Consider the following 16058-nt stretch of genomic DNA (forward strand, 5'->3'; position numbering starts at 1 on the left):
TCCAGAAGGGGCGCGCATTGCTGCGCGCCGTAGCAACGATTACAGGGCCGGCCGCTTCATCTGGCACGAGGTCGGTTGACCGGCCTGGTAGGCGTCGATCTTCTTGTCCATCTTCCAGCCGTAGCCCGTGTTTTCCTGGTCGTAGCGCACATCCTTGCCGTTCACCTTGGTCCAGGTGCCGATGTACAGGGGCTGCTGCAACTGGTGATCGACCTTGTTCATGGTCACTTCGCCGTTCAGACTGGCAAATTTCGCCCCTTCCATGGCAAACGCCACCTTGACTGGATCGATCGACTTGCCCGCCTTGATGGCCTGGGCCAGCATGCCCAGGCTGCTGTGGGTCTGCGCCGTGTAGTAATCGTCGTTGTATTTCTTTTTATACGCTTCGACGATGTCCTTGCCCTTAAAACCATCGTTGTTGATCATCCAGTTGCCAACAATCTTGACGCGCTCGGCACCGGCGGCACCCATCGCCGTCGGCACGCCGGTGGTGACGCCGTAATAGGTATAAAAATTGGCTTTTAGATCGGCATCCTTGGCGGCGCGGATCAACAGGGCCAGGTCGGCCCCCCAGTTGCCGGTGATGACGGTGTCGGCGCCCGACGCCTTGATCTTGGCAATATAGGGCGAAAAATCCTTTACCTGGGCGATCGGATGGAGGTCATCGCCGACGATCTTGATGTCGGGCCGCTTGCGCTTGAGGTAGTCCTTGGCGGCGCGGCTGACCGCCTGGCCGAACGCGTAGTTCTGGCCAATGATGTAGACGCTCTTGATGGCCTGGTTGGGCGCCATATACGTCGTCAGGGCTTCCATCTTCATGTCGGAATTGGCGTCGAAGCGGAAGTGCCAGAAGCTGCACTTGCTGTTGGTCATGTCCGGATCGATGGCGGCGTAGTTCAGGAACACCACTTCCTTGCCCGGATTGCGCTCGTTGTGCTTGTTGATGGCGTCAAGCAGGGCCAGGCCGACGCCGGAACCATTGCCCTGGGTGATGTAGCGGTATCCCTGGTCGATGGCCGTCTTCAGTTGCGTGAGCGACTCTTGCGGGCTGGCTTTGTTATCGAAACCGACCACCTCGAGCTTGTGCTCGCCAGCCCATTTATCCTTGTTGGCCAGTTCGGCAATGGCCTGAAAACTGTGCAGCTGGTTTTGTCCGACGGGGGCGAACGGGCCCGACAGCGGATCGATGAAGGCCACCCTGACGGTCTCGGCCTGGGCCGCGGCGGCCAGGCACGTCATCAAGGCGGCGGCCACGGTGCGCAATGCAAAAGGGGTGTTGCAAGGGGTCTTGCAAAGGGTCTTGCCATACAGCTTGCTCATTTGTCTCCACCTGTTTTTATATATGGGTTGGTTACGGCAACTGCAATCGAAGGTGCTGAAAAATCGGCTGGGCTCGGTTTAGGCGGTCGGCAGCTGGTACCCCCTGTATTGTTCGCGCAGCTTGTTTTTTTGAATCTTGCCGGTGGCGCCCATCGGCAAGGCATCGATAAAGCTGACGTCGTCCGGCATCCAGAACTTGGCGACCTTGCCGATAAAGAAAGCGAGCAAGTCTTCGCGGCTGACATCGAACCCCGGCCGCTTGACTACCAGCAGCAGCGGCCGCTCATCCCATTTGGGGTGAGCGATGCCGATGCAGGCAGCTTGCAGCACGGCCGGATGGGCCATGGCAATGTTTTCCAGGTCGATGGTGCCGATCCACTCGCCACCCGACTTGATGACATCCTTGCTGCGGTCGGTAATTTGCAGATAGCCATCGCCATCGATGGTGGCAACGTCGCCGGTGGGGAACCAGCCATCCTGCAGCACATCACCGCCCTCGTCCTTGAAGTAGCTGGCGATGATCCACGGGCCCTTCACCAGCAGGTGACCGTAGGTGACGCCATCCCAGGCCAGTTCGACGCCGTCGTCGTCGACAATCTTCATGTCGACGCCGAAAATGGCGTGGCCCTGTTTTTGCAGGATCTTGCGCTGCGCATCTTTACTGAGCGACAGGTGCTTGGCCTGCAGCACACCGGCGGTGCCCAGTGGCGACATTTCGGTCATGCCCCAGGCATGCACCACCTCGATGCCGAAGCGGTCCATCAGCACATCCATCATCGCCGGTGGGCACGCCGAGCCGCCGATCACGGTGCGGCGGAAGGTGGAAAAAGTCAGATCGTTTTGCACGGCGTGGTTGATCAAGCCCAGCCAGACGGTCGGCACGCCGGCCGAAAACGTCACCCCTTCCGCTTCGAACAGTTCATACAGCGACTTGCCGTCGAGGGCGGCGCCAGGAAACACCATCTTGGCGCCCGACAGCAGCACCGAATACGGCAAACCCCAGGCGTTGACGTGAAACATCGGCACAACCGGCAGCACGGTGTCACGCGCCGACACGTTCAAGCCATTGGGCATCGCCGAAGCGTAAGCATGCAGCACGCTCGACCGGTGCGAATACAGGGCCCCCTTGGGGTTGCCCGTGGTGCCCGAGGTGTAGCACAGCGAAGCGGCAGCGTTTTCATCGAACTGCGGCCAGACATACTCGGCCGAACTGCTGGCCAGCAGTTCTTCATAACACAGCAAATTCGGGATGCTGGTGTGTTCAGGCATGCGTTCGTGACCGGCCATCAGCACAAACGCCTTGACGGTGCTGCAATGGGCGGCGACCACTTCAATCAGCGGCAGGAAAGTCAGATCGAAAAACAGCACCTGGTCTTCGGCATGGTTGACGATGTAGGCGATCTGTTCGGGATGCAGGCGCGGATTGATGGTGTGCAGCACGGCGCCAGAACCGGACACGCCGTAGTACAACTCCATGTGGCGGTAGCCATTCCAGGCCAGCGTGGCGACCCGCTCACCGATCTGCACGCCCAGCCCCTGCAGCGCATGGGCGACCCGCTTGGCGCGCCCCTGGCAGTCGCGGTAGGTATATCGATGCAGGTCGCCTTCGACGCGGCGCGAAACGATTTCCACCTCGCCAAAATGGCGGGCGGCAAAGTCGATGATGGTGGAGATGAGCAGTGGCTGGCTCATCATCTGGCCCATCACCGGGCTTGCGGGGTATGACGTCATGCGCACTCCTGTGGCGGCTCTGTGGTGGTCGAGTTTCGTACGACCGTGCTAAAACAGTCAATACTTTTCGATGTTGCAACGCACCAGCCGGGTCTGCATTGCCATCTGTGCAGCCGGCAGCCCATCAGGGTGAACGCTAAAAAATGCAATCGTGCGCGCGGTCGTCATGGATATACTTGGCACACAGTATGGCAAGACTCCCAACATTTCAACAAGGAATACCTTATGGCGACCAAAAAATCGACCGCAGCGAGCCTGCCCACCAAGGTGGCCGCAGCCAAACCGGACCGCAGCGGCGAGCTCCCCACCGATGTCGGCAATGGCGGCGAACTGCACCAGCACGACGGCGTCACTGCACTCACCACCAACCACGGCGTGGCCATCGGCGACGACCAGAATTCCCTGCGTGCCCATCCACGCGGCCCGACCTTGCTGGAAGACTTTATTCTGCGCGAGAAAATTACCCATTTCGATCACGAGCGCATTCCCGAGCGCATCGTCCACGCGCGCGGTACCGCCGCGCACGGTGTGTTCGAGCTGACCGCCTCGCTTGAAAAATACACGACGGCAAAAATTCTCACCGAAGTGGGAGAGCAGACTCCGCTGTTCACCCGCTTTTCCACCGTGGCCGGTGGCGCCGGTTCCTCTGACACCCCGCGCGATGTGCGCGGTTTTGCCGTCAAGATGTACACCAAGGAAGGCAACTGGGATCTCGTCGGCAATAACATCCCCGTGTTCTTCATCCAGGACGCCATCAAATTCCCTGACCTGATCCATGCAGTCAAGATGGAGCCGGACCGCGGCTTCCCGCAGGCGGCATCGGCCCACGATACCTTTTGGGATTTCATTTCGCTCACCCCCGAATCGATGCACATGATCATGTGGGCGATGTCGGACCGCACCCTGCCGCGCTCGCTGCGCATGATGGAAGGCTTCGGCATCCACACCTTCCGCCTGCTCAATGCCAAAGGGGAATCGACGTTTGTCAAATTCCACTGGCGGCCGTCGCTGGGTCTGCAATCGACGCTGTGGGACGAAGCGGTCAAGATTGCCGGCGCCGATCCCGATTTCCACCGCCGCGACATGTTCGAAAACATTTCGGCCGGCAATTTCCCAGCCTGGGACCTGGCCGTCCAGCTGTTCACCGAAGACGACGCTGCCGCCTTCCCTTTCGATCACCTCGATTCGACCAAGCTGATTCCGGAAGAACTGGTGCCGCTCAAGGTGATCGGCCGCATGACCCTGAACCGGTGGCCAAACAATTTTTTTGCCGAGACCGAACAGGTGGCGTTTTGCCCCACCCACCTGCCGCCCGGCATCGATTTTTCCAACGATCCCCTGCTGCAGGGGCGCTTGCATTCCTACCTGGACACCCAGCTGTCGCGTCTGGGCGGCACCAATTTCCACCAGATTCCCATCAATGCCGCCAAAGTGCCGGTCAACAATAACCAGCGCGATGGCCACATGCAGATGAACCAGCCCGTGGGCCGCGTGGCCTACGAGCCCAATTCGCTGATGGTCGACGGCCCGCGCGAGACGGCCAAGGGGTTTCGCAGTGTCGCCGCAGAAGAAGGTGGCACGCGCGGGCGCATCCGCTCGGAAACGTTTGCCGATCACTACAGCCAGGCGCGCCAGTTCTTCCTCAGCCAGACGGCGCCCGAACAGACCCACATCGCTGCCGCACTGGTGTTTGAATTGTCGAAAGTCGAGCATCCGCACATCCGCGCGGCCATGGTGGCGCACCTGCGCCAGATCGATGAGACGCTGGCGCAGCGGGTCGGCAGCGCACTGGGCATGAAAACCCTGCCAGCGCCGGCGCCTACCGGCACGCCGGCCGAAGCGCGGCCGCCCTCGCCGGCGCTGCAAATCATCGGCAACATGAAAGACACGCTCGAAGGGCGCGCCGTCGGCGTGCTGGTGGCCGATGGGTCCGACGCTGCACTGGTCAATGACTTGCTTGGCGCCATTAGCAAGGCGGGCGCTGCGTTCAAGATCATCGCCCCGCACGTCGGTGAAGTGATGTTGTCGGACAAATCGGCGTTGCAGGTCGATGGCCAGCTGGCCGGCACGCCGTCGATCATGTTCGACGCCGTCGCCATCATCGTCTCGAGCGCGCAGGCCGCCGTGCTGCTCAAGGAGGCGGCGGCCATCGATTTTGTGCGCGATGCCTTCGGTCACCTGAAAGCCATTGCCCACGATGCAGGCGGCCAGGCGTTGCTGGAAAAAGCCGGGGTCGAGCCGGATGCCGGCGTGGTCAGCGCCGCCGACAAGGCGGCGTTTATTGCGGCTGCCAAGACGCGGCAGTGGGAGCGCGAAGCGAAAGTGCGCAACTTGCCGTAAGCGGGCGGTGCGCTGACAGCCACTTCGCGACAGGCACCTGCGGTGCCTGTCGCCCTTGCCGAAACGGGGGCTGGCAGCTGCAACAGTGCTTGTCCCATTCCCCATCATCAGCCGGCGCCAGCGCTCCCCACTCGCGTTTTCGCCAGTCACGCTAAAATACCCATTTACTTACTCACCCACAGGATCTGCCATCCGCGCCGACGACCTTCCGCTGAGCAATTCATTTGCCGCGCTACCCGCCGATTTTTATACCCGGCTGATGCCCACCCCGCTGGCGGCGCCGTATCTCGTCGCCGCCAGCGCCTCCGCTGCCGCCCTGGTCGGCCTGACACCGGCGCAGCTGGCCGAACCGGAACTGGTCGACCTGTTCGCCGGCAACCGCGTGGCCGTTCGTTCGCAGCCCCTGTCGGCCGTCTATTCCGGCCACCAGTTCGGCGTCTGGGCCGGTCAGCTCGGTGATGGCCGCGCCATCCTGCTGGGCGAGCTGAACGGCCCGCACGGCCCGCTCGAGCTGCAATTAAAAGGCGCCGGCATGACGCCGTATTCGCGCATGGGCGACGGGCGCGCCGTGCTGCGCTCATCGATCCGCGAATTTTTGTGCTCGGAGGCGATGGCGGCGCTGCGCATTCCCACCACGCGCGCGCTGTGCATCATGGGTGCCGACCAGGCGATCATGCGCGAAACGGTGGAAAGCGCCGCCGTCGTCACCCGCATGGCGCCCAGCTTCGTGCGCTTTGGCTCGTTTGAACACTGGTATCACCGTGACAAGCCGGAACAGCTGCAGCAACTGGCCGATTACGTCATCGCCACCTTTTATCCGGAGCTGACAGCCGAAGCGAACCCCTACACGGCGCTGCTGGCCGAGGTGACGCGGCGCACCGCGCGCATGATCGCCCACTGGCAGGCGGTCGGCTTCATGCATGGCGTAATGAACACCGACAATATGTCGATCCTCGGTCTGACACTCGATTACGGCCCGTTTGGTTTCATGGAAGCCTTTGACCCCGGCCACATCTGCAACCACACCGACCAGCAGGGCCGCTACACCTACGCCAACCAGCCACAGGTAGGACACTGGAACTGTTATGCGCTCGGTCAGGCCCTGATGCCGCTGATCGGCGACGTCGATGCCGCGCAGCAGGCGCTGGCGCTCTACCAGACCGAGTTTGCCGCCACCCTCGATTATCTGCTGCATGCCAAGCTGGGCCTGCAAACCGTGCAGGATGGCGACCAGGCCCTGTTGGCCGCGCTGTTCGAGCTGATGACTGCCAGTCACGTCGACTTCACCAATTTCTTCCGCGCGCTGGGCAATTTTCAAAGCACCGCCGCCAGCGATACCGTGCTGCGCGACATGTTCATCGAGCGCACGCAGTTTGATGACTGGGCCGCGCGGTACCGTGCGCGCCTGCAGGCCGAGCACAGCAACGACGCCCGGCGCAAGGAAGCGATGGACGCCGTCAATCCCAAGTATGTGCTGCGCAATTACCTGGCCCAGGTCGCCATCGACAAGGCGGTCGCCAGCGATTACAGCGAAGTGGCGCGCCTGCTGGCCATCCTCGAGCGGCCGTTTGACGAGCAGCCCGAACATGCTGCCTACGCTGCCCTGCCACCCGACTGGGCCCATGATCTCGAAGTGAGCTGCTCGTCGTGAGCGGCGCCCTCCCCTTACCGCCAGAAAGGCATGCCATGATTGACAAAATCACCAAGACCGACGCCGAATGGCGCGCCGCCCTCGATCCGATGGAATACCAGGTCACCCGCCACGCCGCCACCGAGCGCGCCTTCAGCGGTAAGTTCTGGGACCACCACGCGCACGGCATCTATACCTGCGTGTGCTGCAACACGCCGCTGTTCGAATCCGACGCCAAGTTCGATTCCGGCTGCGGCTGGCCCAGTTACTTCAAGGCGCTCGATCCCGCCAACGTCATCGAAAAGACCGACCGCACCCATGGTATGCTGCGTACCGAGATCATTTGCGCGGTCTGCGACGCCCACCTGGGCCACGTCTTCCCCGACGGCCCGCCGCCGACCGGGCTGCGCTACTGTATCAACTCGGCATCGCTGCGCTTCGATCCCGCCTGAGCGAAAGCGCCGCAGACAAGGCCGGTAAGCGTCGCCCTTCGCCCAAACATCATCTGGCTCTGCCAGTGATGTTTGGTTGTCCATCCTTATGCTTTTGCGTGGCCTTTCCCTCCAAAAAATCCCCGCGGGATTTTTTGCACTTCAGGCCAAACAAAAGCGGGTTTCCACTTGTGTTTGAATCTCCATGAAATTCCTATTTGATCTGTTCCCCATCGCCTTATTTTTCGGCGTGTTCCGCTGGGGCGAAGGCCACCAGGATGGTGCCCACGCGCTGGTGCAGCAGTATCTGGGCGCCCTGATCGCCGGCGGCACTGCCACGCCGGCGCAGTCGCCCATCATCCTGGCCACCGTGGTCGGTATCATCGCCACCTGCCTGCAAATCGGCTACCTGCTGCTGGCACACAAAAAAGTGCATGGCATGCTGTGGGTGTCGGCGGCGGTGATCGTGGTGATGGGCGGCGCCACCATTTATTTGCACGACGAGAATTTCATCAAATGGAAACCGACCATCCTGTACTGGGCCTTTGCCGCCATCCTGCTGTTTTACCTGGTCGTGATGAACAAGAACCTGATGAAAAGCGTGATGGGCGAAGCGATGAAACTGCCTGAAGCGATCTGGCGCCGGGTGGCGTGGGCGTGGATTGCCTTTCTGGCGGCGCTGGGCGCGCTCAACCTGTTGATGGCCTTCGTGGTCTTCAAGGGCGATACCAGCGCCTGGGTCAACTTCAAGGTGTTCGGCGCCACTGGCATCTTTTTTGTGTTCATCGTGGCGATGGGCGTGATGCTGTCGAAGTACATGCAGGATGACGAACAGCACGACGAACAGCAGGGCCAGGCATGAGCGCTGATCACCCTGTCGACACTGGTAGCGCCCGGCTTGCGCAAGGCCCGCGCGCCGAGCGCATTCGCAGCCTGCTGGCAGTACTCGAACCACTTGAACTGGCGCTGTACGACGAATCGCATCTGCACGCCGGTCATGCCGGCGCCGCCTCCGGTGGCGGCCACTTCCGCCTGAAAATCGTTTCGGCCCGCTTCGAGGGGCACAGGCTCGTCATGCGCCATCGACTCGTGTATGATTCCGTGCACGATATGATGCACACCGAGATCCATGCCCTGGCCATCACTGCGCTGGCACCATCGGAATGGCGCTAACTGGTGTGGCAAGCGTCCTTTCAGGGTCGCTTAAGAAATCTGTTCGATAATCGTTAGTTATCGCAAAAATAATCGTTTCATTAGACTAAGTAACTTTCTCCATTTCAGGATCCAAAACATGACCTTCAAGCCAGCCAGTTTGCTGTTAGCACTCGTCGCCATCGTTGCCGCGCCAGCTTTCGCGCAAAACCTCGCCGTCGTCAACGGCAAGGCGATTCCTTCCTCGCGTGCCGAGGCGGTCGTCAAGCAGGTCGTCGCCCAGGGCCAGCAGCCCGATTCGCCGCAGCTGCGCGATGCCATCAAGAAGGACCTGATCATGCGCGAAGTGATGATGCAGGAAGCCGTCAAGCAGGGTTACGAAAAGAACGATACGGTCAAGTCGCAAATGGAGCAGGCCCGTCAGACCATCATCATCAATGCCATGGTGCGCGATTACGTTACCAAGAATCCTGTCAAGGATGCAGAAGTCAAGGCTGAATACGACAAGTACAAGGCCCAGGCTGGCGACAAGGAATACCATGTGCGCCACATCCTGATGGGCACCCAGGCTGAAGCCGAAGCCGTGATCGTCAAACTGAAAGCCGGCGCCAAGTTCGAAGACCTGGCCAAGCAGTCGAAAGACACTGGCACTGCAGCTACCGGTGGCGACCTCGACTGGGCAACCCCGTCGTCGTTCCCGAAAGTGTTCAGCGACGCCTTTGTCAACCTGCAAAAAGGTCAGGTGGCCGACAAGCCCGTGCAGACGCCTAACGGCTTCCACGTCGTCAAGGTCGACGACACCCGTCCAACCAAGATCCCGCCAATGGAAGAAGTGAAAGGCCAGATCGAAGAAGCCATCCAGCAGAAGAAACTGCAGGCGTACCAGGAAGCGATTCTGGCCAAGGCTAAGGTACAATAAGCGCCGTATTCGCACAGCAGGCCGTATTAACTGATGGGCGGCGCCGCGAGGCGACGTCCATCATGTCGTTGGTGGCCAGCGTTTCCAGACCTTTTTAGTTTTTATAGGAATCAAATATGATGTTCAAGCCTGCCAGCCTGTTACTGATGACCGCCCTCGTGGCCACCCCGGCCTTCGCGCAAAACGTCGCGACCGTCAATGGCAAGCCGATTCCTGCCGCCAAAGTCGATCAAATCGTCAAGCAAGTGGTCGCCCAGGGCAAGCAAGCCGACTCGCCGCAACTGCGCGAAGCGATCAAGAAAGACTTGATCAACCGTGAAGTGATGATCCAGGAAGCCGACCGTCAAGGCGTGGCCAACCGTCCTGACGTCAAGATGGCGCTCGACAATGCCCGTCAGAGCATCGTCATCAATGCAATGCTGCAAGACTACGTCAAGAAAAACCCGGTCAAGGATGCCGACATCAAGGCCGAGTACGACAAATACAAATCGCAGGTGGGCGATAAGGAATACCACGCCCGCCACATCCTCGTCGCCACCGAAGATGAAGCCAAGGCCATCATCGTAAAGCTCAAGGCTGGCGGCAAGTTCGAAGAGCTGGCCAAGCAGTCGAAAGACGGCTCGGCTGCCAATGGTGGCGATCTGGACTGGGCGAGCGCGGCTTCCTACGTGCCCGAATTTTCCGCTGCCATGATCAAGCTGAACAAGGGTCAAATCACCGAAACCCCCGTCAAGACGCAGTTTGGCTACCACGTGATCAAGCTGGAAGACACGCGCGCTGCCAAGGTGCCCTCGTTCGACGAAGTGAAGCAGCAAGTGGCCGAGTCGATCCAGCAGCGCCGCCTGGCCGCTTACCGCGACGAACTGGCCAAGAAAGCCAAGATCCAGTAACTACTTTTGCTTACAATTAAAGGCAAAAAAAGCGCTTCCTGGTAAGCGCTTTTTTTATACCTGCTGCATTTATTGCCGTGATTCACCTACAATGGCCTCTCGTTAACAGCCTGCAAGGCATCGGGAGTCATGGTGGATGCAATTCGTCGTAATCTGTTGAGGACGGGGGCCACGGCCGCCGTCGGTAGTCTGTTTACTGCCGGTGCTGCTGCCAGTGCCGCCACGGTCAACGCCAGCGCCAATGGCAAGCAGGTGGTGGTGCCGCCGCTATCGGGCACGATCGGCATGCGGCTGGCCAGCTGCGTGTTGACGCCGAAGGGCGCGCCGGTGCTGGTGGTGGTGCTCGACAGTAGCAGGATGCTCGATATTGGCGTCGAAGCACGCCGGCAGAAACGCAAGCTGGTGTTTGATCCCGGCTCGATGCTCTCTCTCATCAAGGCGGGCAATGCCGGCATGGCGCAGGTGCAAGCGCTGATCGAACGTGCGCTGGGCGGCAATGGCAGCGGTCAGGCCAATTTCCTGCCGCTGGCCGGGGCCATCTTCACCTCGCCGATTCCGCGCCCGGACCGCAACATCTATTGCGTCGGCTGGAACTATCTCGACCACTTCGAGGAAGGCAAGGCGGCGCGCCTGGACAAGGTGGCTGACAAGCTGCCCGACCATCCGGTGTTTTTCACCAAGGCCACCCACACCATGAATGGCCCGTTCGACCCCATCTTCCAGGACCCCAGCAATATCAGCACCGACTGGGAAGCGGAACTCGCCGTCGTGATCGGCCAGCAGGGCCGCAACATCAGCGAAGAGCACGCCATGGATTATGTGTTCGGTTACGCCGCCTACAATGACACCACGGTGCGCGAGGTCCAGCAGAGGCGCCATGGCGGTCAATGGTTCAAGGGCAAGAGCCTGGACGGGCACGGACCGATGGGACCGTTCATTGTCAGCGCCGCCGGCGTCAAGCTCGACGACGTGCGGGTGATTTGCCGGGTGAATGGGGCTGAAAAGCAGAACGCCAGCTACCAGCAGATGTATTTTAAAATTCCGCGGATCATCGCCGAACTGTCGCGCGGCTTGACGCTGGAACCGGGTGACATCATTGCCACCGGCACGCCGTCGGGCGTGGGCTTTGCCAAGAAGCCGCAAGAATTCTTGAAGCCAGGCGATGTGATGGAAACGGAAATTACTGGCGTGGGCATCATGCGCAATACCATACGCGCCGAGGGGTAAAGGTGGCAACGGAGACAGGCATCCAAGGTGCCAGTCCCCTTCCCTTATTTACCCGACGAACTTGCGCGCATTCCTGAACATGCGCATCCACGGCGAATCCTCGCCCCAGCCGGCCGGATGCCATGACTGCTGCACCGACCGGAACACCCGCTCCGCGTGCGGCATCATCACCGAGAAGCGGCCATCGGGCGTGGTCACCGCCGTCAAGCCAGCGGGCGAACCGTTCGGATTGAAGGGATACACTTCGGTGGCGGCACCATGGTTGTCGACAAAGCGCATCGCCTGGTGCACCGCTGCCAGCTCACCCGTCTGCGCAAAGTCGGCATAGCCTTCGCCGTGGGCGATGGCGATCGGTGCGCGCATGCCGGCCATACCGGCAAAGAAAATCGATGGCGAATCGAGTACCTCGACCATGCCAAAGCGCGCTTCGAACTGCTCTGACTTGTTGCGGGTGAACTTCGGCCACGCATGGGCGCCGGGGATCATCGACTTCAGGTTGCTCATCATCTGGCAGCCATTGCAGACACCCAGGCCAAAGGTGTCGGCGCGCTGGAAGAAGCGGGCAAACTGCTCGGCCAGCAGGGCATTGAACAGAATCGTCTTGGCCCAACCTTCGCCGGCGCCGAGCACGTCGCCGTACGAGAAGCCACCGACCGCGATGACGCCATGAAAATCGTCGAGGCGCGCGCGGCCGGCAATCAAGTCGCTCATGTGAACGTCGACGGCCATAAAGCCCGCCTGGTGCATGACCCATGCCGTTTCGATGTGCGAGTTGACGCCCTGCTCGCGCAGGATGGCCACGCGCGGCCGGGCACCGCCGATGAAGGCAGCGGCGACGTTGTCGTTGATGTCGAACGGTACCACCGGGGTGATGCCGGGATCGGTTTCGTCGAGCAGGCGCGCGTATTCGGCGTCGGCGCAGGCCGGATTGTCGCGCAGCCGGGCGATGCGCCAGCTGGTCTCGCTCCACAGCCGGTGCAGGCTGCTGCGCTGCTCGCTGAAAATGACCTTGGCGTCGCGCGTCAATTCAATCACCCCGCGCGTATTCGGTTTGCCGATGATGTGGCTGCAGGCGCCCAGATTGTGCGCGCGCAGGACCTGCATGACGGCGCTGCGCTCGTCTTCGCGCACTTGCAGCACGGCGCCCAGCTCTTCGCTAAACAGCGCAGCGAGGGTCAGCGCATTGCGGCGTTCGCCCACCTGCGCCGCCCAGTTCTTGGCGTCGCCCCAGTCGGCGGCATTGATGTCGCCCATCGCCAGGATATCAAGGTTGACGGAGACGCCGGCCCGGCCGGCAAAGGCCATCTCGACCAGCGTGGCGAACAGGCCGCCGTCCGAGCGGTCATGGTAAGCGAGCAGCTTGTCGTCGGCGTTGAGCGCCTGGATTGCCTTAAAAAACCCTTTCAGGTCGTCGGCGCTGTCGACGTCGGGAGTGCTGGCGCCCAGCTGGCCGGTGACCTGCGCCAGCGCCGAGGCGCCCAGCCGGTTCTTGCCGCGACCGAGATCGATGAGGATCAGCGCGGTGGCACCGGCGTCCATCTGCAATTGCGGCGTCAAGGTCTTGCGGATGTCGCTGACCGGCGCGAACGCCGAGACGATCAGCGACACCGGCGAAGTGACGGCCTTGGCTTGCTCGCCGTCGGTCCAGGTGGTGCGCATCGACAGCGAATCTTTGCCAACCGGGATGCTGATCCCCAGCGCCGGGCACAGTTCCATGCCGACTGCCTTGACGGTGTCGAACAGGGCGGCGTCCTGGCCGGGCTGACCGCAGGCGGCCATCCAGTTGGCGGACAACTTGATGTCGCTGATGTCGGCGATCGCCGCGGCGGCAACGTTGGTGAGCGCTTCGCCCACCGCCATACGGCCCGAGGCAGGCGCGTCGATCACTGCCAGCGGCGTGCGCTCACCCATCGCCATCGCTTCGCCCAGATAGCCGTCGAAACTCATGGCGGTGACGGCGCAATCGGCCACCGGCACCTGCCACGGTCCGACCATCTGGTCGCGCGCCGTCATACCGCCGACACTGCGGTCGCCAATGGTGATCAGGAAGGACTTGTCGGCCACCGACGGCAGCAACAGCACGCGCTGGGCGACTTCGAGCAGATCGAGGCCGGTCAGGTCGATGGGCGCGAACTCGGTGTGCAGGCGCGTCACATCGCGCAGCATTTTGGGCGGTTTGCCGAGCAGGACATCCATCGGCATGTCGACCGGGTTGTTGCCGTTGAGGGGATCGATGACCTTCAACTGGCGCTCTTCGGTGGCGACGCCGACGGCGGCAAACAGGCAGCGTTCGCGTTCGCACAGGCTGGCAAACAGGGCCAGGCTGTCAGGCGCAATCGCCAGCACATAGCGTTCCTGCGATTCGTTCGACCAGATTTCTTTCGGTGCCATGCCCGATTCTTCCAGCGGCACCTTGCGCAGATCAAAGATGGCGCCCCGCTTGGCGTCGTTGGTGATCTCGGGGAAGGCATTCGACAGGCCACCGGCGCCGACGTCGTGGATCGAGATGATCGGATTGTGCTCGCCCATCTGCCAGCAGGCGTTGATCACTTCCTGGGCGCGCCGCTCCATCTCGGGATTGCCACGCTGGACCGAGTCGAAGTCGAGATCGGCGGTGTTGGCGCCGGTGGTCATCGACGACGCCGCGCTGCCGCCCATGCCGATGCGCATACCAGGACCACCAAGCTGAATCAGCAGGCTGCCGACCGGGATGTCGTTCTTGTGGGTGTGCTGGCCGGCGATGCTGCCAATGCCGCCGGCGATCATGATCGGCTTGTGGTAGCCGTAGACGGTGTCAGGCGCGCCGGCGCTGATCGGGCCGACGTTCTGCTCGTAGCTGCGGAAGTAGCCGCCCAGCACCGGGCGACCGAATTCGTTGGAAAAGGCGGCGCCGCCGAGCGGGCCGTCGATCATGATGTGCAGGGGCGAGGCGATGCGTTCGGGCTTGCCGTAGATCGTGGTGTTACTGGGGGAGGCGTCCATCGGCGCAGCCGGTGCGGCAGCAACGGCGGCGTTTTCCCACGGCCGCACGGCGCCCGGCAGGTACAGGTTCGACACCGTAAAGCCGGTCAAACCGGCCTTCGGCTTGGCGCCGCGGCCGGTGGCACCTTCATCACGGATTTCGCCGCCAGCGCCGGTGGAGGCGCCCTGGAATGGCGAGATGGCGGTTGGGTGGTTGTGCGTTTCCACCTTCATCAGGGTGTGCGTGAGCTCAACGCTGGCGGCGTATTCGTGGCGCTCGCCGCGCGGATAAAAGCGCGACACGAGCGCGCCTTCGATGATCGACGAATTGTCGCTGTAGGCGACCACGGTGCCGCGCGGGGCCAGCTGGTGGGTGTTTTTGATCATCTGGAACAGCGACTTTGCTTGCGCCTCGCCGTCGATGGTCCAGTCGGCGTTAAAAATCTTGTGGCGGCAATGCTCGCTGTTGGCCTGCGCGAACATCATCAGTTCGACGTCGGTCGGATTGCGCTGCGCAAGCGTGAACGCATCGGCAAGGTAATCGATTTCATCGGGCGACAGGGCCAGGCCGAGGTCCGTATTGGCCTGTTCCAGCGCCGTCTTGCCCACACCGAGCAGGTCCACCGAGGCCAGCGGCCTGGCGTCGAGCTCGCGAAACAGCGCCGCCGCCTGGCTGGCGTCACGCAGTACCGATTCGGTCATGCGGTCGTGCAGCAGCGCGGTCACGGCCAGCAGTTCGTCGGCGCCCAGTGCGCGGGAGGCGCCCAGCGAAGTGCCCAGCAGGCCGCCTTTCAGGCTGACCGTGTAGGCGACGCCGCGCTCGATGCGGGCAATCTGCGTCATGCCGCAGTTGCGGGCAATGTCGGTCGCTTTCGAGGCCCACGGCGAGATGGTGCCGAAGCGGGGGATGACGACGAACTGTTCGGCAACGCCGCCGTCAGGCGCCGCGTGGGCCGGCTCGCCGTAGGTGAGCATGGCGTCGAGGCGGGCGCGCTCGGCGTCGGCCAGCACGGCGCTGTCGGCCAAATGAACAAAATGCACAAACTGGGCCTGCACGGCAACCACCGCGGAGGCGGCAGTCTGCAACTGGCTGAGCAGAACTTGGGTACGGAAGGCGGACAGGGCGTTTGAACCCGGCAGTATCAACATAATGAAAGTCTTGGTTGACGCAGCGTGGCTGCTGGTTAAATGTCGTGGTGACGCCGATGGCGCTGCGGCGCTTTCCCCTGGGCCGACATTATACCCTGTGAGGCCAGTCGTCAGCGCCGGCCCGCTGTCAGGCCTTGCCGGCAGATTGCTGGGAGAGTGTCAATAAATAGCGTATCGTTGACGTTTAGTGCAACTGCGGCACGATTGAAGCACAAGCGCCCTGTTGCCCCACCAGCGCCGCTGATTTCCCGCCCCTCACCACCCACGACAACCTTCACCACCTGGTAAGCGATGCAAGCGAACAGCCA

Annotated in this window: 11 protein-coding genes; 8 read left to right on the plus strand and 3 right to left on the minus strand. The window is 61.8% G+C overall.

Annotated elements, in window-relative coordinates; translation table 11 throughout:
- Positions 1–39 precede the first annotated feature (39 nt).
- Both ACP7BZ_RS10255 and ACP7BZ_RS10260 read right to left on the minus strand, forming a co-directional pair.
- Positions 40–1239 (minus strand): branched-chain amino acid ABC transporter substrate-binding protein, encoded by a 1200-nt coding sequence (locus ACP7BZ_RS10255; protein ID WP_426113087.1) that lies wholly within the window; start codon positions 1237–1239, stop codon positions 40–42.
- A gap of 159 nt (positions 1240–1398) precedes the next feature.
- Positions 1399–3051, minus strand: coding sequence for a 3-(methylthio)propionyl-CoA ligase (locus ACP7BZ_RS10260; protein WP_426112701.1), 1653 nt, complete (start codon positions 3049–3051; stop codon positions 1399–1401).
- A gap of 225 nt (positions 3052–3276) precedes the next feature.
- Here ACP7BZ_RS10260 and ACP7BZ_RS10265 point away from each other — a divergent pair, with 225 nt between their 5' ends.
- From ACP7BZ_RS10265 to ACP7BZ_RS10300, 8 genes are all read left to right on the plus strand, one after another.
- Positions 3277–5391 (plus strand): catalase, encoded by a 2115-nt coding sequence (locus ACP7BZ_RS10265; RefSeq protein WP_426112703.1) that lies wholly within the window; start codon positions 3277–3279, stop codon positions 5389–5391.
- Positions 5392–5581: 190 nt separating this feature from the next.
- The gene (locus ACP7BZ_RS10270) at positions 5582–7042 is read left to right on the plus strand and encodes a protein adenylyltransferase SelO (RefSeq protein ID WP_426113089.1); all 1461 of its coding nucleotides are present in this window, start codon (positions 5582–5584) and stop codon (positions 7040–7042) included.
- A gap of 35 nt (positions 7043–7077) precedes the next feature.
- Complete coding sequence (gene msrB / locus ACP7BZ_RS10275) at positions 7078–7473, plus strand: peptide-methionine (R)-S-oxide reductase MsrB (RefSeq protein ID WP_426112705.1); 396 nt, start codon at positions 7078–7080, stop codon at positions 7471–7473.
- A gap of 184 nt (positions 7474–7657) precedes the next feature.
- Positions 7658–8314: a septation protein A gene (locus ACP7BZ_RS10280; RefSeq protein WP_426112707.1), complete on the plus strand. Its 657-nt coding sequence runs from the start codon at positions 7658–7660 to the stop codon at positions 8312–8314.
- Positions 8311–8625, plus strand: coding sequence for a BolA family protein (locus ACP7BZ_RS10285; RefSeq protein ID WP_426112709.1), 315 nt, complete (start codon positions 8311–8313; stop codon positions 8623–8625). Before ACP7BZ_RS10280 ends, ACP7BZ_RS10285 begins: the two co-directional genes overlap by 4 nt.
- Positions 8626–8743: 118 nt before the next feature.
- Positions 8744–9523, plus strand: coding sequence for a foldase protein PrsA (locus tag ACP7BZ_RS10290; protein ID WP_426112711.1), 780 nt, complete (start codon positions 8744–8746; stop codon positions 9521–9523).
- Between the two features lie 116 nt (positions 9524–9639).
- Positions 9640–10413 (plus strand): peptidyl-prolyl cis-trans isomerase, encoded by a 774-nt coding sequence (locus ACP7BZ_RS10295; protein WP_426112713.1) that lies wholly within the window; start codon positions 9640–9642, stop codon positions 10411–10413.
- 129 nt (positions 10414–10542) lie between these two features.
- Positions 10543–11640, plus strand: coding sequence for a fumarylacetoacetate hydrolase family protein (locus ACP7BZ_RS10300; RefSeq protein ID WP_426112715.1), 1098 nt, complete (start codon positions 10543–10545; stop codon positions 11638–11640).
- 48 nt (positions 11641–11688) lie between these two features.
- Here the strand turns inward: ACP7BZ_RS10300 and purL are convergent, their stop codons facing one another.
- Positions 11689–15750 (minus strand): phosphoribosylformylglycinamidine synthase, encoded by a 4062-nt coding sequence (gene purL / locus ACP7BZ_RS10305; protein WP_426112717.1) that lies wholly within the window; start codon positions 15748–15750, stop codon positions 11689–11691.
- Between the last annotated feature and the right edge of the window lie 308 nt (positions 15751–16058).

The sequence above is a fragment of the Massilia sp. PWRC2 genome, assembly GCF_049896725.1.
GTDB lineage: Bacteria > Pseudomonadota > Gammaproteobacteria > Burkholderiales > Burkholderiaceae_D > JAFCUW01.